An 18,086-nucleotide genomic window follows, 5' to 3' on the forward strand; every position below is an offset into this window, starting at 1 on the left:
GTAGGGTGGATGTCGCGCAGCACATCCACCAGATCGGCGGTTCGCGTTAGGCCAGTTCGACCTCGGTCGCATTTTCGGCGTTGGCCGGTTGCTGGAGTTTTTTCATCTGCTCCACCCCCCAGAGCACGCGCTCAGGCGTTGCTGGGGCGTCGATGTTCGGCTGCACCTTGTAGTCAGCCAGGCTGGCCACGGCGTCCTTGATCGCACACCACACGGCGATGCCGAGCATAAACGGCGGCTCACCAACGGCCTTGGAGTGGAACACGGTGTCTTCCGGATTCTTGCGGTTTTCCACCAGGTTGACGCGCAGGTCCAGCGGCATATCGGCGATGGCCGGGATCTTGTAGCTGGCCGGGCCGTTGGTCATCAGCTTGCCTTTGCCGTTCCACACCAGCTCTTCCATGGTCAGCCAACCCATGCCCTGAACGAAGGCACCTTCGACCTGGCCGATGTCCAGCGCCGGGTTCAGTGATGCGCCGACGTCATGCAGGATGTCGGTGCGCAGCATCTTGTACTCACCGGTCAGGGTATCGACGATCACTTCCGAACAGGCGGCGCCATAGGCGAAGTAGTAGAAAGGACGGCCGGCGGCCTTGTCACGGTCATAGAAGATCTTCGGCGTGCGGTAGAAACCGGTGCTGGAGAGCGATACCTGGCCGAAATAGGCCTTCTGGATCACTTCCTCGAAGCTCAGGAACAGATCGCGTACGCGCACCTGGCTGTTTCGGAACTCAACATCCTCGGCAGTGACCTTGTACTCACGCACCAGAAAATCCACCAGCCGTTGTTTGATGGTTTCCGCCGCGTTTTTTGCGGCCATGCCATTTAAGTCGGTGCCGCTGGAGGCCGCTGTGGGTGAGGTATTCGGCACCTTGTCGGTGTTGGTGGCGGTGATCTGGATGCGCGAGATATCCACCTGCAGCACTTCGGCGACGATCTGCGCGACCTTGGTGTTGAGGCCCTGGCCCATCTCGGTGCCGCCGTGGTTCAGGTGGATCGAACCGTCGGTGTAGATATGGATCAGCGCGCCAGCCTGGTTGAGGAAGGTGGCGGTAAAGCTGATGCCGAATTTCACCGGGGTCAGCGCCAGGCCTTTCTTCAATACCGGGCTCTTGGCATTGAACGCGCGGATATCTTCACGGCGCTTGGCGTACTCGCTGCTTTCCTCCAGCTCGGCGGTCATCTCGTGGATAACGTTGTGCTCGACGGTCTGGTGGTAATGGGTGACGTTGCGCTCGGTCTTGCCGTAGTAGTTGAGCTTGCGTACCTCGAGCGGATCTTTGCCCAGGCTGCGGGCGACAGCATCCATGATTTCCTCAATGGCGACCATGCCTTGCGGGCCGCCGAAACCACGGTAAGCGGTATTCGACGCGGTGTTGGTCTTGCAACGGTGACCATTGATGGTGGCGTTGCCGAGGAAGTAGGCATTGTCCGAGTGGAACATCGCGCGGTCGACGATCGAGCCGGACAGGTCCGGCGAGTAGCCGCAGTTGCCAGCCAGCTCGATCTCGATGCCGTGCAGCAGGCCGTTGTCATCGAAGCCAACGTCGTATTCAACATAGAACGGATGGCGCTTGCCGGTCATCTGCATGTCTTCAACGCGCGGTAGGCGCATCTTGGTCGGCCGGCCGGTGAGGCGGGCAATCACCGCACACAGGCACGCCGGGCCTGCGGCCTGGGTTTCCTTGCCGCCAAAACCGCCACCCATGCGGCGCATGTCGATGACGATCTTGTGCATCGGCACGCCGAGCACTTCGGCCACCAGCTTCTGCACTTCGGTGGCGTTCTGCGTCGAGGTGTAAACGAGCATGCCGCCGTCCTCAGTCGGCATCACCGAGGAAATCTGCGTCTCCAGGTAGAAGTGTTCTTGGCCGCCGATATGCAGGCTGCCTTGCAGGCGACGCGGTGCAGTCGCCAGCTCGGCGGCGGAGTTACCGATCTTGTGCTGATGGCTGTCGAGGACGAAATGCTTCTTGCGCAGCGCATCGACCACGTCGAGTACCGGCTCCAAATCTTCGTATTCGATGATTGCGGCCATGGCCGCTTTGCGTGCAGTTTCCAGGCTGTCGGCGCCAACGGCGATCACCACTTGGCCAACGTACTCGACCTTGCCGTCCGCCAGCAGCGGGTCACCGGCGACCACCGGGCCGATGTCCAACTGACCGGGTACATCCTTACTGGTGATCGCAATGGCCACGCCAGGAATGGCGTAGCAGGGCGCGGTGTCGATGCTGACGATGCGCGCATGGGCACAGTCGCTCATGCGCGCATAGACGTGCAGCTGATTGGGGAACTCCAGGCGGTCGTCGACATACACGGCTTCACCGGACACATGTTTGTCCGCGCTCTCGTGTTTGACGCTGCGACCGACGCCAGTGGTGATGTCGGCGCGGAACAGCTCAGCCAGTTCGGCTTGGGTTTTGCTGGTTTTGTGATGACTAGACATAGGCGCTCACCCGGGTTTCAACGTCGGCAGCTTGCAGTTCGAGGAAGCATTTACGCAGCAGATTCTGTGCAGTGAGCAGGCGGTATTCCTTGCTGGCGCGGAAGTCGCTGAGCGGGATGAAATCCTCGGCCAGCGCGGAGCAAGCACGTTCGATCTGCGCTTGATTAAATGCCCCACCCTTGAGTATGGCTTCACAGGCAGCGGCGCGTTTCGGAATCGCGGCCATGCCGCCAAAGGCGATGCGCGCGCTGTGCACCACACCTTCTTCGACCACCAGGTTGAAGGCAGCGCACACGGCGGAAATGTCGTCGTCCAGGCGCTTGGACACCTTGTAGGCGCGGAACGCCTGGTTGGCCTGCTGGCGCGGCACGATGATCTTCTCGATAAATTCGGCTTCCTGACGTGCAGTCACCTTGTAGTCGAGGAAGTAGTCTTCGATCGGCAGGGTGCGGCTGCTGTTGCCTTTGCGCAGCACGATCTGCGCGCCAAGGGCGATCAGCAGCGGCGGGGCGTCGCCAATAGGCGAGGCGTTGCCGATATTGCCGCCCAGGGTGCCCTGGTTGCGGATTTGCAGGGAGGCGAAGCGGTGCAGCAGCTCGCCGAAATCCGGGTAATCCTCGGCCAGCGCTGCGTAGCAATCGGAGAGCACAGTGGCCGCGCCGATTTCGATACTGTGTTCGGTCACATCAACGCGCTTCATTGCTTCGATATGGCCGACGTAAATCATCACCGGCAGCTCGCGGTGGAATTGCGTTACTTCCAACGCAAGGTCGGTGCCGCCAGCCAGCAGGCGCGCTTGCGGGTTGGCGGCGTAAAGATCGGCTAGATCAGCGACCGTTAACGGCAACTGGCAGCGTTTGTCGCCACTGTTGAGCTCGGCGGTGTCTTGCGGGGCGATGGCTTTTAATTGCGCAATTGTTTGCGCTTCGGCAGCGTCGAACTGGTCCGGCTGCTTCTGGCAACAGGCCTGCTCGGCGGCATCGATAATTGGGCGGTAACCGGTGCAACGGCACAGGTTGCCGGCCAGGGCTTCCAGGGTGTCGGCCTTGTCGAAGCCATTGCTGTTTTTTTGTAAAGCGAACAACGACATAACAAAACCTGGGGTACAGAAGCCGCACTGCGAACCGTGGCAGTCGACCATGGCCTGCTGCACGCTGTGCAGTTGGCCTTGGTGCTTAAGGTCTTCCACCGTGATCAGCTGTTTACCGTGCAGCGAGGAAACGAAGGTCAGGCAGGAATTAAGGGTGCGATAACGCACGCGCTCCCCATCCAGTTCGCCAACTACCACGGTGCAGGCACCGCAATCGCCTGAGGCGCAGCCTTCTTTGGTTCCAGATTTACCGAGATGCTCACGCAGGTAATTGAGCACGGTGACGTTAGGGTCCAGGGCATGCTCGGCACGCAACTCCCGGTTGAGTAAAAACTGGATCAAGGACGACCTCCAGGCATTTTTATTGTTGTCGTATCAGGCGCTGCTGAAACCACTGCACTGGGCAGCACAGCGTTTCCAAACGGCTTGGCATGAGGCGAATCTAGGTTTTTCTGACTTTATGGTCAACTAATATTTGACCCTGAGGTCAGCGAACGGGCACACGACTGAGTTTTGCGTGAGGGAATTAGCCAGCATGGTCAAACGCAAGCGGCTTTTGTGCCAAGTGGGCTGCGCTGCCGACACAAATATATACGTGACGCACGCTACGCTAGCCAGCTGCGAGGGAGTGATAAGCGAGTGATTTACGTTTTTTGACGCGCAAACCGGGGTGGAAAACGCAAACGGAGGCGCTTACACAGCTAAACCGTGCACGGCCTTGGCAGAAGACCGCATTCACGCGCCGTTATGTGGTGCGCCATCCACCGCGGAGCGACGACTGATGGGCGCTGGCTGCCCTACTGCCAGTCTTTCAATGCCTGCTTGGCCGCTGTATTCATCGGCTCTGCGAGCAAACCTGCAGGGGTCAGGTTGATGCTGTAAACCGCGTCATCGGCGAGCGGCAGGTAGGTGACCCGGCGCGCCTGCGGATCAAACACAAACAGATCATGTTGCCCCAGCCGCAGCCAGCGCCATAAATCGATGCCATAGGGGCTGCGCGCCAATTCGACACGGGTGTGCTGCGCCTGGCTTTGCTGCTCAATGGAGAGGAAGCGTCCCGAGAGTTTTTCCAAGCGATAACCCGACTGCAGGCCAATCAATGCTGCCAAGCCCTTCCACTGCAGGAAGCGCGCATCTAACTGCCAGAGATCCCCCTCCAGGGTGACGCTACGTTCGCGATCGCCCTCCAGCAGCGTGACCCGATACAGCGGGCCGTCGGCCTTGAAGCTCAGGGTTGCCAGCGGCTTATCCTCGGCAATGGGCACATAGCTGCGCAAATCGTTAGCCAGCACCCCAATCAGCACCGCTAATGCAAGAAATGCCAGGCCGCAGGTGCCGCGCAACCAACCCAGAAACCAGTGGCGGTTAAACAAAATGCGCGCCGCAACCAACGCCACCAGTAGCGCCAACAATGCTGTTGCCCATGCCAGACCGCCGTATTGCATTGCTGTGCATTCCTTATGCTTGAAATTGCCGGCATTATGCGCAGCTCGCCAGCTGGCGAACAGCAAGAGAGCGGCACAATTAGACGCAGAACATGCTTTTATGCCCGGCTATTGGGTCGACGCGGCGGTTAACCGCCGCACGCTCAGACCATCACCAGACGCGCTCACTATTTCTTCCGGTAACTTCTGATGATTTTCCCCTTTGAGCTCAGCGTTGACCTGTCGACGCTGGCAATTCTCGCCTTGGTCGCATTCATAGCAGGGTTTATCGATGCCATTGCCGGCGGCGGCGGCTTGCTGACCATTCCTGCGCTGCTGACTGCCGGCCTACCGCCCCACTTGGCGCTGGGCACCAACAAACTCAGCTCGACCTTTGGCGCGGCCGCTGCCAGTTACACCTTCTACCGGCGTAAATTATTTGATCCCAGCCAGTGGCGTAATGCACTAATCGGCACGGCAGTAGGCGCATTGCTGGGCGCGGCCATGGCGCAATGGCTGCCATCGCAATGGCTGAACCAGTTGCTACCAGCCGTGGTATTTGCCTGCGGCTTGTACCTGTTACTGGGGAAAACCCCGACCGCGCCGTTACTCACCGATGCGCCTATCGCCAAGGGTAGGCAGTGGCCGCAAAGTGTGAGCCTGGGCTTTTACGATGGGGTTGCAGGCCCTGGCACAGGCGCATTCTGGACGGTCAGCAGCCTGCTGCTCTACCCGCTCGATCTGGTCAAAGCCAGCGGCGTGGCGCGCAGCATGAACTTTGTCAGCAATATCTGCGCCCTGAGCGTATTTATCATCAGCGGGCAAGTGGCCTGGTTGCTGGGCCTGTGCATGGGGTTGGCGTTGATGGTCGGTGCGTTTCTGGGGGCACGCACCGCGATCAAGGGCGGCTCGAAGTTTATCCGCCCGGTGTTTATCTTGGTGGTACTCGGCCTAACCTTACGTCTAGCCTGGCAGCACTGGTTCGGGTTGGCCTAATCGGCGCGCCACGTACACATCAATCAGGTGACGGGCAATCGAGCGTGCCGCTGGTAATGGCGGCAGGTCATACACGCTGAACCACTGCGCATCCTCGATTTCATCGACCTGCATGACGATATCGCCCGAGACGTATTCGGCATGAAACCCCAGCATCAACGAATGCGGAAAAGGCCAACCCTGGCTGCCCAGATACTGCAGGTTGTTGATTTCGACGCCCACCTCTTCCCGCACCTCTCGGGCCACGCAATGCTCGACTGACTCCCCTGCCTCAACAAAGCCTGCGAGGGTGCTGTAGACCCCTGAGACAAAGCGTGGGGAACGGGCCAGCAGGATTTCATCGCCGCGCGTAACCAGCACGATCATGCTTGGGGAAAGCCGTGGGTAATGCTGCAGCTCGCACCGTGGGCAATGCATGGCGCGCTGGCCAGGCACATGCTGCATGCCCCCGCCGCAGCTGCCACAGAAGCGATGCTGGCTAGCCCAGGTGCCGATTTGCGTGGCATAGCTGAGCAATTTGAAGGTATCAGCATCACCGTGCAACATGAATTGGCGCAGGCTTTGCCAAGTGCAACCTGGCAAGTCAGAGGGCTGCCCCAACTCCAACAGGTAAATCGCATCCCCCTTAAAATAGCCCAGGCCATGCTCAGCAATAATCGGCAGGTCTTGCTTCTTCAACCATTCACGGGGGAACAGCACACCGTTGCTGTCGGCGAGAAAGTGTTGCTTGAAGTGCACAACAACCCAGCCACCCGGTTGTTGGTTATCGAGAAAACTGGCTTGCCAGTGCTGCATAGTTAAGCCTCCAGCGGCATACCGAGTACCCGCACGCTTTCGGCGGCAAGGTCGAGCACGCTTGGCTGAGTGTCGGGGCGCATCACTGCGCCGGCTTCCAGGTAGTACTCAAGGCTGCTCAGGGCATCGGCAAGGGTTTCCAGCATCTGCTCAGATGGCATCTGCGGCGCGTCAAACATGTGCTGCTGGATGTAATCGGCGCAGGCACCAACCAGCAAGGCGGCGCGCTCCTGACCGAGGAACCACAACCCGCCACGCACGGCTTGCAAGCTGAACGGTACATTGGACAAGTGCATGCGCTCGCCACCCGACTCTAGGTACGCGGTGATGGCTCGCTTGGCCAAGGCCAAGCCTGCCTGCGCCTCATCGATCACGACAATGCGCGCCTCATTGAGCTGATGCAGCGCAAAGGATTCGGCTTCATTACCCGGTTGCGCCTGGGTCACTCGCGCCTCTCGGCGCTCGCCACTCTCCAGGCTGGCGACCATGCCTTCAACGTACAACACGGCATCGGCCAACTTGTTCAAGGCTTGCGATTGCGGCGCGTTGGCCTCGCTCCAGCTGGCCACAGTCGGCAGCTGAGCGTTCAGGGCGTTGCCGGCAGAACTTAGACCGACCATGCCGAGGGTCTTGCTCAACTTACCCAGCAAGGCATGGAGGCTGATCAGGTTGTCGCTTTGCAGCGTACCGCGCTCGATCAGGTCGAGCATATCTTTGACGCTGTTGAGCTCTTCGTGGATTGCCGAACTCAGCGACCGCATCACGGCCTGACCTGGCCCGGCCAGGCGCTGGTATTCCTCTTCTAATAAGTGGTCGGTGAAAGGCAGCGGGGTCAGGCCAAACACCTCACTCAACGCCGCCGCTTGCGGCCCGCGGGTATCCGCCAGGGCGACCAAATAAAGCAATTCTTTGAGCAGGCCGCGGGGCGCTTCGTACTGATCGTTGGCAAACATTTGTTTGAACTCACGATCCAATCGTGCAAACAGCTGTTTGCGCGACTTGCGTGCCAGCAGTTGACCATCCCCCTGCGCCTCTACTGCCGCCGCACCGACCCAGCACAGGCGACCACGCGGCTCGTTGGCAAATAGGCCGTCGAGTCGGCCCAACGCGCGCCCCATCAACTTGAGGCTGGCCTGCGGGTTCTGCTCGCGGATAAAGCCCAGCAACCCCACTTGGTACATATGCCGCAGACGCCGGCTTTCGCCCTCGCGCGCAGCACCATCAAGGGTGGGCGGTGCAGTACGTGGACGGGCGTGGTCAAGACGCACGCTGAAAAAGAAACTCTCCGGCAAAGCGGGCTGACCACCGGCTTGGCGCAGGTCATTGATCGCCGGCAACAACAACTCGGGCATTTCCTGGCGATGAGCTTCGACGGTTTCCAAATACCGACGCAGCACATGCAGCGCATTACTCAAGGCAGAAAGCTGCACATCGCGTTCTTCACCGGCGCCAGCAGGGATATCAGTGGCCTGATCCAGTACTTCCTGCGCCAGCAGCTCGGCACCTGCCAGCTCGATCAGGTTCAACGTACCGCGAACCTGATGCAGGTTTTCCACGGCCTGTTGCAGCAAGCTGCCGTTATGGCGGTCGGCGATGAAGTGTTCGAGGCTCGACTCCGCCTCCTCCATCGTGGTGAACAATTCATCGCGCACCAGATTAAGCGACGTGGCTCCAGAAACCATGAGCTATTGCACCTCCCGCGTGGGTAATAAAAACAGCTGGAAGGGCAGCATCAGTCCGCGAACTCCGGCTTCTGCTTGCTCATATGAGCGGCCATGGCCACGCGCAGGTCCGCCGATTGCAGCATCGCGGCATTCCAAGTGGCGATGTATTCCAAGCCGTCATCTACGCGGTGATCACGCATGTAGCGAATCATTTGTTTGGTGCCGCGAATCGCCACTGGCGACTTGCTGGCGATATCACGGGCGATGCCCATAACCCCGTCAAGCAGCGCATCGGCGTCTGCATAGGTGCGGTTGACCAAACCGATGCTGCGCGCTTCTTCACCGGCAATGGTGCGGCCGGTAAAGGCCAGTTCGCGCATCATGCCGTCGCCAATAATGCGTGGCAGGCGTTGCAAGGTGCCGACGTCGGCGGCCATGCCGATGTCGATTTCTTTGATCGAGAATTGTGCATCGACCGTCGAGTAACGCATATCACAGGCTGAAATCAAATCAATCGCGCCACCGAGGCAATAGCCTTGAATAGCGGCCAATACCGGCTTACGGCAGTTATCCACGGCGTTAAACGAGGCTTGCAGGTCAAGAATCTTGCGCCGCAATTTTTCCGCATTACGCCCAACATCAGAGCCCAGCTGGCTACCGATCGAAGCCAACATCATCAGGTCGATGCCTGAGGAGAAATGCTTACCCGCCCCCGAGATCACCACCGCGCGCACTTCATCGGTGTCATCAATCCAGCAGAAGATGTCGATGATTTCACACCAGAAATCGGCGTTCATCGCGTTAACTTTTTCCGGGCGATTGATCACCACATGGGCGACCTTATCTGCCAACACGACATTAAAGGCTTTGTAGTCGGACACGGCAGTCATCCTCAGCTGGGGCGCAGGCGCGCAACGAACGGGTTCTTATGCTAAAAATCGAGCAACTATAACAACCAACCGACAAATGTCGATGCTGGCCACTGTGACGCACAACACGTCATTCACCTTAAGCTCGTTTTTACCTAGCGGGGATAAGCGCTTGATCTATTGAGGTAACCACGCACGGTTACGCTCGCCCACCACTGGCCGACTGGGTAAGCAGCCGGCCAGCGAGCATCAGCTCTTGATACAGTCGACGGTGTAAACCCCGCCTTCACGCTGCAGGCCATGCACGTCGGCATCAAAACCCGGAAAGCTGCGATCAAACGTACGGGCAAAGGCCAGGTAATCGATGATCGAGCGGGTCTGCGCGGTAAAACGCTCGCCGGGCATGATCAGTGGAATACCGGGCGGATACGGCACCAGCATCACCGCCGCAATACGCCCTTCCAGCTGCTCAATCGGCACCGCCTCCACTTCACCACGCACCAGCTGGTTGTAGGCATCGGCCGGTTTGATCGCCACGTCTGGCAGCACCGTGTACATGCGCTTGAGGGCTTTGGCCGTGGCGTTCTCGCGGTAGCAGGCATGCAAGGCATCGCACAGGTCACGCAGCCCCATGTCCTGATAGAACGCCTTGCCGGCTTGGGCAATCGAGGGCAGCACATCGCTTAACGGCAGGTTGGCGTCATAGCTGCGTTTGAACTCCAGCAGTTCGGTCAGCAGCGTGCTCCACTTACCCTTGGTAATGCCCATTGAGAACAGCACCAAGAAGGAATACAGCCCGGTCTTCTCCACCACCAGGCCGCGCTCCCAGAGGAACTTGCTGACCACTGCGGCCGGAATACCTCGTTCGGCCAGCTTGCCATCGGCGGTCAGGCCCGGCGTTACCAGGGTCACCTTGATAGGGTCGAGCAGCACATAATCTTCAGCAATATCGCCAAAGCCATGCCAATCGGCTTGCGGCTGCAGCAGCCAATCTTGAGTCACCACATCATCGGTGCCTTCGGCCTTGGCCGGCTGCCAGATACTGAACCACCAGTCGTCGCTACTGAGGTTCTGCCGCAAATTGGCCAATGCGCGGCGAAAGCTCAGCGCTTCGTCGAAGGTTTCCTGAATCAGCGAGCGACCTGCCGGCCCTTCCATCATCGCCGAGGCGACATCCAGCGAAGCGATGATGCCGTACTGCGGCGAGGTGGAGATGTGCATCATAAAGGCTTCGTTGAAACGATCCCGATCCAGCTGGCGCACACCGCCATCCTGCACATGAATCATCGAGGCCTGGCTGAACGCCGCCAGCAGCTTGTGCGTCGAGTGGGTGGTAAACACCAGCGGCGCGTCTTCGGTGCGCGCGGTACCCATGCCATAACGCCCGCTGTAAAACTCGTGAAACGCCGCGTAGGCGTACCAAGCCTCGTCGAAATGCAGCACTTCGACGCTGTTGCCCAAGGTCTGCTTGATCAGCTCGGCGTTGTAGCACAGGCCGTCGTAGGTCGAATTGGTCACCACCACCAGCTTAACCATCGCCCCGCTGCTGCTCGGCACGCGGCCGCGCGCCAGCGGGCTGGCATCGATTTTGGCTTGGATCGATTCTCGACTGAATTCGCTCAGCGGGATCGGTCCGATAATCCCCAACTCATTACGTTCCGGGCACAGGTACAGCGGGATCGCGCCGGTCATGATGATCGAATGCAGGATCGACTTATGGCAGTTGCGATCGACCAGCACCAGGTCATCGCGGCCAACCATGCTGTGCCAGACAATCTTGTTGGCGGTCGAGGTGCCATTGATCACAAAGTAGGTGTGATCCGCACCAAAGTTGCGCGCCGCGCGGGCTTCAGCCTCAGCGAGCGGGCCGGTGTGATCGAGCAGTGAACCCAGCTCCGGCACCGACACTGACAGGTCGGAGCGCAGGGTGTTCTCGCCGAAAAACTGGTGAAACGCCTGCCCCACCGGGCTCTTGCGATAGGCCACGCCGCCGCCGTGACCGGGCGTGTGCCAGGAGTAGTTGGATTGTGCGGTGTGCTGCACCAGCGCCTTGAAAAAAGGGGGGAGCAAACCATCCAGATAATTGCGCGCCGCGCGGGCCACTTGGCGGGCGAGGAACGGCACAGTGTCTTCAAACAAATAAAGAATGCCGCGCAACTGGTTGAGATCAATCATCGCCTCAGCCGGCGCGTTCTCAATGGTGACTTGCTCACCAATGGCAAAAATCGGCAGCTGCGGCGCACGACGGCGAGCAATGCGGATCAACTCAAGCATGTCCTGCAACAGGTTGCTGTTCTCACCCGCCCCTTCGGCGGCCACCAGAATGCAGGCCAAACCATGGTGGGTGGAGGCAACAATGCGCCCCTCGGCGGAGCTGCTGGTGGAGAGAATACTGAAGCCGTCCTGCTCCAATTCTTGAGCGATAGCGCGTACGCGATCACCGGCCACGGTATCGGCCTTGATGTCACGGTGCACGATGAGGACGGGGAACTTTAGGTCTTTATACATTGTGGCGTCCCTGAGACTGGCAGGTACGGGCCTGCCGATGGCCTCAGGTTAGAGGCTGGCTCCGCCAGGCGGAACCCCCTCTGTGTGACGCTGTACGAAAAGGTCGCGAGTGGATAACTCGCGGTGCTATCAAGCCTCGGCTGCTGGCTGCTCCATCTGCACCCACAGCGGCGGCGCACCCGCAGACTTTTCGATGATTGCAAGGCGCGCGGCATGCTCGGCCAGCTCGGCAGCACTGGCCTGGATCACTCGCGTGCGCGCTCGCTCAGCGGGCAAGCGGCGGATTGCACTGGGTTGCTGGCGACCGTTGCTGTCGCCTTCCGAACCATCGCCGGCCAGGGACAGATTGGTCTGCCCACCGGTCATGGTCAGGTAGACGTCGGCCAGGATCTCGGCATCGAGCAAGGCGCCGTGCAGGTCACGGCCGGAGTTGTCGACACCGTAACGCTTGCACAGGGCGTCGAGGTTGTTGCGCTGCCCTGGGTGGCGCTCACGGGCCATCATCAAGGTGTCGAGGATCGAGCAGTAATCGCTAAGCTCGGCACGCTCACTCTGGCCCAACAAATTAAATTCGTTGGCAATAAAGCCGATGTCGAACGCGGCGTTATGGATGATCAGCTGCGCGCCTTTGATGAACTCGAAAAACTCATCGGCGATTTCTTTAAAGCGCGGTTTATCCTTGAGGAATTCATCGGTAATACCGTGAACGGCGATAGCACCCTCGTCGCTCTCGCGATCCGGCTGCAGGTACACGTGGAAATGCCGCCCTGTCAGGCGTCGACCAATCAGCTCAACACAACCGATTTCGATGATCCGATGACCATCGGCCACCGGCATACCCGTGGTTTCCGTGTCCAGTACCACACTACGCATGCTTCAATCCTCTGACTTCATCAACACCGCGGTTGGCCAACTGGTCAGCGCGCTCGTTACCGGGGTGGCCGGTATGGCCGCGCACCCACTGCCAGGTGACGTTATGCCGATTAACCTGCTCATCGAGCTGCTGCCACAAATCCGCATTTTTCACCGGCTGCTTGGCGGCAGTTTTCCAGCCGCGCTTCTTCCAGTTGGGCATCCAGTCTTGAATGCCTTGCATCACGTACTGCGAGTCGGTCACCAAGCGTACATCGCACGAGCGTTTCAATTCGGCCAGGGCACGGATGGCGGCGGTCATTTCCATACGGTTGTTGGTGGTGTCGCTCTCGCCGCCCCACAGCTCTTTTTCCACACCCTTGAAAATCATCAACGCGCCCCAGCCACCAACGCCAGGGTTACCTTTGCAGGCACCGTCGGTGTAGATCTCGACCTGTTCACTCATGTATCTGCAATCTCTCGCTCAATTAATCCAACCGGTTTTATTTCGGCTCTGTCTCGCGGCGACTGACCTTTGCCACGGGCATCGGTAATAACTGGCCGACCTTTTGCCGGCTCGGCTGACGCAATGGACGCAGACCGACCACCAGCTTGCGTGCAACCAGCAGGTAAAAACCGCCACCTGGGGGCTGCCAGGACGCGCCGAAACGCTCCAGGCCAGCGGTACGCGCCTGCCAGGCCGGCGAAGAAAGCGGCGGACGATAGCACCCGAAGCGGCGTTTCTCCAGCGCGAACCCCAGCAGGCGCAACCAGTCAGATACACGGCTAGGCGCAATGCAGCGGGCCTGGTGCAGGGCGTCACGCGTGTATAAATGACGCACGCCCCAACTGCTGAGCGGGTTGATGCCCACGATTAACAAATGGCCACCGGGACGCACGCTGCGCGCAGCTTCACGCAGCAAACCATGGGGCGACAGGCTGAAGTCCAGGCCATGCTGCAGCACCACCACATCGGCGGCATGCTCGATCAATGGCCAGGATTGCTCCTCACAGACGATCTCCACGCCCTTGAACGGTGCACCCACGCGCACACTGCGCTGGATCTGTTGGGCATTTGGCGGCGCGTCGGCAGCTGGGCCGTAATGCACCAGAAAGCCGCCGAAGAAACGCACCAGTTCGTCTTCCAATAGCTGTCGTTCCTGCTCAAGCAGCAACTGCCCGAGCGGACCCTCCAACCAGCCGCGCGCTGCCGCGATAAGACTGAGCCATTCACTGTCAGCGTGGGCAAAAGGGTGATCGGACATAGGGGCGACTTCCTTATTAATCACGACCGGGCTCGAATATGGCTCGTGGCGGGCTGCGCTTCAGCGCATTAACCGCCCACCGCGTACCCAGCCTGTTTTTAACGCAGCGGGGCCGACACACAGCAGATTGTGCAGCGTAGCCAGCACCAACTTTGCACCCTAAGATGCACCTTTGTGCCCTGCTTAGCGACCTACTCATGATTAAAATCGACGCACTGCCTGCATTCTCTGACAACTATATCTGGCTCCTGCAGGACGCTGAACAGCGACGCTGCGCGGTTGTCGACCCAGGTGACGCCGCGCCGGTGGAGGCCTGGCTGGCGGCCAATCCCGAATGGCGCTTGAGCGATATCCTGATTACCCACCATCACTTTGACCATGTTGGTGGTGTCGAGCGCCTCAAGGCTGTTACGGGGGCACGTGTGCTCGGCCCGGCTAACGAGAAAATCCCCGGGCGTGATCTGGCCCTAAAGGACGGTGACCAGGCCGAGATCCTCGGATACCGCTTTGACATCATTGAAGTGCCGGGGCATACCCTTGGCCATATCGCGTATATCCAGCCCGAGCAGCACTGGCTGTTCTGTGGCGACACGCTGTTTGCTGGCGGCTGTGGTCGCCTGTTCGAAGGCAGCCCCGAGCAGATGCATCACTCGCTCAGTCGCCTGGCCGCCCTCCCCGAACAGACTCAGGTGTACTGCACCCACGAATACACCCTGAGCAACCTGCGCTTTGCCGCAGCCGTTGAGCCCGATAATCCAGACATCAGCCAACGCCTAGAGCAGGTCAGCCAATGGCGCGAGGCTGGGCAAATCAGCCTGCCGTCCTCGATTGGCCTGGAGCGTGTCACCAATCCGTTTTTGCGCAGCGCGCAACCGTCGGTCGGCGCCCGTATCAGCGAGCGCGAGGGGCCTGCAAGCCGCTCACCAGTGCAGGTGTTCGCAGCGTTACGTGCCTGGAAGGATCACTTCTAAACCTCGACGAACCCACAAAAGGCTGGTTAAAACTTGACCAGGGCCATGCTGGTTCCTAGAATCGCTCGACCTTTTCGCCGGGAAGTACATCGCCGCCAATGCCTCTATCACCACGCAAGACCTTGAATTTAAAGGCATTGGCACAAAGCGCTCAGACGCTTGTGGTGATCATGTGTGTAACCCTGGCCGGTTGCCAGACCAGCAACCAGTACCGCCCTGACAGCGGCCGCGACACTGACCGCGCCATTGGTTTAGAGCAAGAGCCGGAATGGCTCAACAGCAGCGTGGCGCCGCCCCCCGATGAACCCAAAGACATTTGGGAGCGGGTACGCAACGGCTATCAGCTGCAGGACACCATTACCCTCAACCCGCGTATCGAGCAGCAACGCCTGTGGTTTGTCAGCAATCCCTCCTTTATTGAAAAAGCCGGCGAGCGCAGCAGCCCGTATATCCACTTCATCGTTGAGCGCCTGGAGCAGCGCAATATGCCGATGGAGCTGGCGCTGCTGCCAATGATCGAAAGCGCCTATAACCCGCTGGCGTATTCCCACGCCCATGCCGTCGGGCTCTGGCAGTTCATCCCCTCCACCGGGCGCCATTTCAACCTGCGCCAGACCAGCTGGTACGACGGCCGCCGCGATGTAATGGCCTCAACCGATGCGGCGATCAGCTACCTGATGCGTCTCAAGGAAATGTTCAACGGTGACTGGCTGCTGGCACTCGCGGCCTACAACGCTGGTGAAGGCCGCGTCAGCCGAGCGATTGAACGCAACCAGAAACTCGGTTTACCGACTGATTATTGGAACCTCTCGCTACCGGCTGAAACCCAGCATTACGTCCCCAAGCTGCTGGCTCTGTCGCAGGTGGTCATGGCGCCGCAAGCCTATGGCGTCAGCCTCGCGCCGATTGCCAACGAGCCGTACTTCGAGAAGGTCGCATTCACTCGCCGCATGGACCTCTCACGCGTCGCCGCCATGGCTGACCTGGATGAGGACGAGCTGTACCTGCTCAACCCCGCGTTCAAAAAGGGCATCACCCTGGACGGCCCCCAGCATCTATTAGTGCCGACCGACAAGGCCGAATTACTCACCGCCAACCTGTCCCTGATGAAGCCGCAGGAGCGGGTGGACTGGCAGCAATACCGCGTGCGCTCAGGCGACAGCCTGCACAGCATCGCCAACCGCCATCAGTTGACCGTAAACACCTTGAAGGACATCAACAAGCTGGCCGGCAACAACCTGCGCATCGGCCAGATGCTGAGTATCCCTGCGCAACCCGGTGTACCGACGCGCGAGCCAATATTTCAGCGCAGTGTCGCCCACAGCGCGCCCAACCGTACCTACCGGGTGAAAAACGGCGACAACCTCTGGCAGATCGCCAAAAACCACAAGGTTGCCGTCAAGGATATGCAGCGCTGGAACAAGCTTTCCGGTAACAGCCTGCGCGTCGGTCAGGTGCTTACCGTGCAAGCGGCTACACCTAACACTGGCGGGAGCGGCAGCCGTGCTAACTCAGCACGCCAAAGCGCGACCTATTACAAGGTGCGCCACGGCGACTCGCTGTACCTGATCGCCAAGCGCTTCAAGGTGCCGATGAAGAGCCTGCAAACCTGGAACCCCAAAGCCGGCAAGGCGCTCAAACCAGGCCAAACGTTGACGTTGTACAGCGCGGACTGATTAAGCCTTTTTGCTCATGGCCTCCAGGCAACGCCCGGTCAACTGGGTAAAGCGCTGAAAAGCGACAAACTGTTCATGCTTCAACGCCCGCCCGGATACCCGGCAATCGGCATACAGCAAGCCAATTTCCCGGGTGCCGGCCAACAGCGGGGCGATAAAAAACATACCCTGCCCCAGGCGTTGGCGAATCGGCTGAGTCACCAGCTCATTGAGGTTGTAACTGGCCGGCACGCCCATCCAGAGTGCCTCTTTGTTACGCAGCGCGTAACTGAATATATGCGGCTGTTCGCGCTGCGAAACCGGCAAGGTAAAGTCATGCGCCCAGCTGTCGGTGCCTTCGCCAATCACCCGTTTGGCGCGAAAGCAGCTCTGCTGATCTGCTAGCACCACCAACATGATGCGTTCCAGCCCCGCCCCCTGATGCAGCCCCTTGAACAGCGTATCAAGCACCAAGCCCAAATCCCCCCTGCGCGAGACCAGCAGCCCGAGGTCCTGCAAGGCCTGCTGCAAAATCAGCATATTGGGCTGCAGCAGGCGCGCCTTGCGCTGTTCCTGCTGCAAGCGAATCTGTTCCGGATCGGTATTGGGGATCAGCTTGCACAGCTGGCTGGCGCCGAAAGTCGTCGCCATCTTCACGGTCTCTTCCGCACTGGCCAACACCTGCTGCATGGCTTCCTGTGGCGTCACCCCGATAAAGGTGGCCAGCTGGCCGACCAGTGCTTCCATGGCGGGCGTGTCCCAGCCATCCAGCGCGGCCTGGCTGATCTTCGCGCCCAGGATCACGGCTTTGACGGCCGGGTCATTCTCACTGGTTGACTGGTGCGCCAGGCTAACGGTGTCGCCCAGGTTCCAGCTTTTCACCAACGCCAGGCTCAGCTGGCGAAAGCTGGTGCCCAGCAGCTGCATCACCACCTCATCGCCATCAACACCCGGCTGAGCCAGTGCGCTGGCCAGATCATCTGCCGCATCCCCGGCGCAGCCCCAAAACGCTAATTCGCCGACGTTATGCAGCAAAGCGGCGATAAACACTTCCTCATCATTTCTGCTCAGCACATAACCGGCGATATTGCGGGCCTGCACAGCGGCATGAAAAGAACGCGCCAGCAGCTCGCCGAGTTGATCGCGAGAGCTGCGCGCGAGCAAGCCGTCGATAAGGCTGACGGATAGGCCGATCTGACGCACGTTATCGAAGCCAATCAATACGATCGCACGGGAGATGGTGCGGATGGGCTCTTGGGACGGGTTGTAATACACACTATTGCCGATACGCAGCACCTTGGTGGTCAAGGCGGCGTCGCGTAGCAGTACATCTGCCAATTGCTGCACAGACGATTTGTCGCCCTGAGTAAGACGGTGCAAATCCTGCACCACCGCACCTAGGGCAGGTAATTCGGCTTGGTTGAAGTGATCAATCCATGACTGCAAACCATGGCAGGCTGGTACCAAAATAATGCCCTCGGAATTAGTTAATTCAGTGTAGCCAAAGTGCCACTATTGTTTAGGGTCGTCTTGCTTCATTGTCGGCAACAT

The 18,086-nt window shown here is 59.5% G+C and carries 14 protein-coding genes; 3 read left to right on the top strand and 11 right to left on the bottom strand.

The window, feature by feature from the left end; translation table 11 throughout:
• Positions 1-46 precede the first annotated feature (46 nt).
• From xdhB to AC0J6G_RS08055, 3 genes are all read right to left on the bottom strand, one after another.
• Entirely contained in the window at positions 47-2,446 is a 2,400-nt protein-coding gene (gene xdhB / locus AC0J6G_RS08045) for a xanthine dehydrogenase molybdopterin binding subunit (protein ID WP_475252938.1), read from the bottom strand.
• A complete protein-coding gene (gene xdhA / locus AC0J6G_RS08050) occupies positions 2,439-3,878 on the bottom strand; it encodes a xanthine dehydrogenase small subunit (RefSeq protein WP_475252940.1) in 1,440 nt (479 codons plus the stop codon). Before xdhA ends, xdhB begins: the two co-directional genes overlap by 8 nt.
• 455 nt (positions 3,879-4,333) lie before the next feature.
• Complete coding sequence (locus AC0J6G_RS08055) at positions 4,334-4,981, bottom strand: hypothetical protein (protein ID WP_475252942.1); 648 nt, start codon at positions 4,979-4,981, stop codon at positions 4,334-4,336.
• 189 nt (positions 4,982-5,170) lie between these two features.
• On the opposite strand from AC0J6G_RS08055, the gene AC0J6G_RS08060 reads away from it, so the two are divergent.
• Entirely contained in the window at positions 5,171-5,956 is a 786-nt protein-coding gene (locus tag AC0J6G_RS08060) for a TSUP family transporter (protein WP_475252944.1), read from the top strand.
• Here the strand turns inward: AC0J6G_RS08060 and nudC are convergent.
• The 7 genes from nudC to AC0J6G_RS08095 all read right to left on the bottom strand — a co-directional run bounded on the left by nudC (position 5,924) and on the right by AC0J6G_RS08095 (position 13,909).
• Positions 5,924-6,751, bottom strand: coding sequence for an NAD(+) diphosphatase (nudC, locus tag AC0J6G_RS08065; RefSeq protein ID WP_475252946.1), 828 nt, complete (start codon positions 6,749-6,751; stop codon positions 5,924-5,926). The genes AC0J6G_RS08060 and nudC overlap by 33 nt on opposite strands.
• 2 nt (positions 6,752-6,753) lie before the next feature.
• Positions 6,754-8,433, bottom strand: coding sequence for a FimL-related protein (locus AC0J6G_RS08070; protein ID WP_475252948.1), 1,680 nt, complete (start codon positions 8,431-8,433; stop codon positions 6,754-6,756).
• Positions 8,434-8,483: 50 nt separating this feature from the next.
• Positions 8,484-9,296: a crotonase/enoyl-CoA hydratase family protein gene (locus AC0J6G_RS08075; RefSeq protein ID WP_475252950.1), complete on the bottom strand. Its 813-nt coding sequence runs from the start codon at positions 9,294-9,296 to the stop codon at positions 8,484-8,486.
• Positions 9,297-9,533: 237 nt separating this feature from the next.
• Positions 9,534-11,792 carry an Orn/Lys/Arg family decarboxylase gene (locus AC0J6G_RS08080; protein ID WP_475252952.1) on the bottom strand — a complete coding sequence of 753 codons (2,259 nt, stop codon included), beginning with the start codon at positions 11,790-11,792 and terminating at the stop codon, positions 9,534-9,536.
• A gap of 129 nt (positions 11,793-11,921) precedes the next feature.
• Entirely contained in the window at positions 11,922-12,665 is a 744-nt protein-coding gene (dnaQ, locus tag AC0J6G_RS08085) for a DNA polymerase III subunit epsilon (RefSeq protein WP_475252954.1), read from the bottom strand.
• On the bottom strand, positions 12,658-13,110 hold the full coding sequence (gene rnhA / locus AC0J6G_RS08090) for a ribonuclease HI (RefSeq protein WP_475252956.1): 453 nt from the start codon (positions 13,108-13,110) through the stop codon (positions 12,658-12,660). Before rnhA ends, dnaQ begins: the two co-directional genes overlap by 8 nt.
• Positions 13,111-13,147: 37 nt before the next feature.
• Positions 13,148-13,909, bottom strand: coding sequence for a methyltransferase domain-containing protein (locus AC0J6G_RS08095; RefSeq protein ID WP_475252958.1), 762 nt, complete (start codon positions 13,907-13,909; stop codon positions 13,148-13,150).
• Positions 13,910-14,106: 197 nt separating this feature from the next.
• Here AC0J6G_RS08095 and gloB point away from each other — a divergent pair, with 197 nt between their 5' ends.
• Together gloB and AC0J6G_RS08105 are read left to right on the top strand one after the other, a co-directional pair.
• Complete coding sequence (gloB, locus tag AC0J6G_RS08100; protein WP_475252960.1) at positions 14,107-14,880, top strand: hydroxyacylglutathione hydrolase; 774 nt, start codon at positions 14,107-14,109, stop codon at positions 14,878-14,880.
• A gap of 98 nt (positions 14,881-14,978) precedes the next feature.
• Positions 14,979-16,556: a lytic transglycosylase domain-containing protein gene (locus tag AC0J6G_RS08105; RefSeq protein ID WP_475252962.1), complete on the top strand. Its 1,578-nt coding sequence runs from the start codon at positions 14,979-14,981 to the stop codon at positions 16,554-16,556.
• On the opposite strand, the gene AC0J6G_RS08110 is transcribed toward AC0J6G_RS08105, so the two are convergent.
• The gene (locus AC0J6G_RS08110) at positions 16,557-17,981 is read right to left on the bottom strand and encodes an HDOD domain-containing protein (RefSeq protein ID WP_475252964.1); all 1,425 of its coding nucleotides are present in this window, start codon (positions 17,979-17,981) and stop codon (positions 16,557-16,559) included.
• Positions 17,982-18,086 lie beyond the last annotated feature (105 nt).

It is taken from the genome of Pseudomonas sp. TS_SC_3 (genome assembly GCF_056156225.1).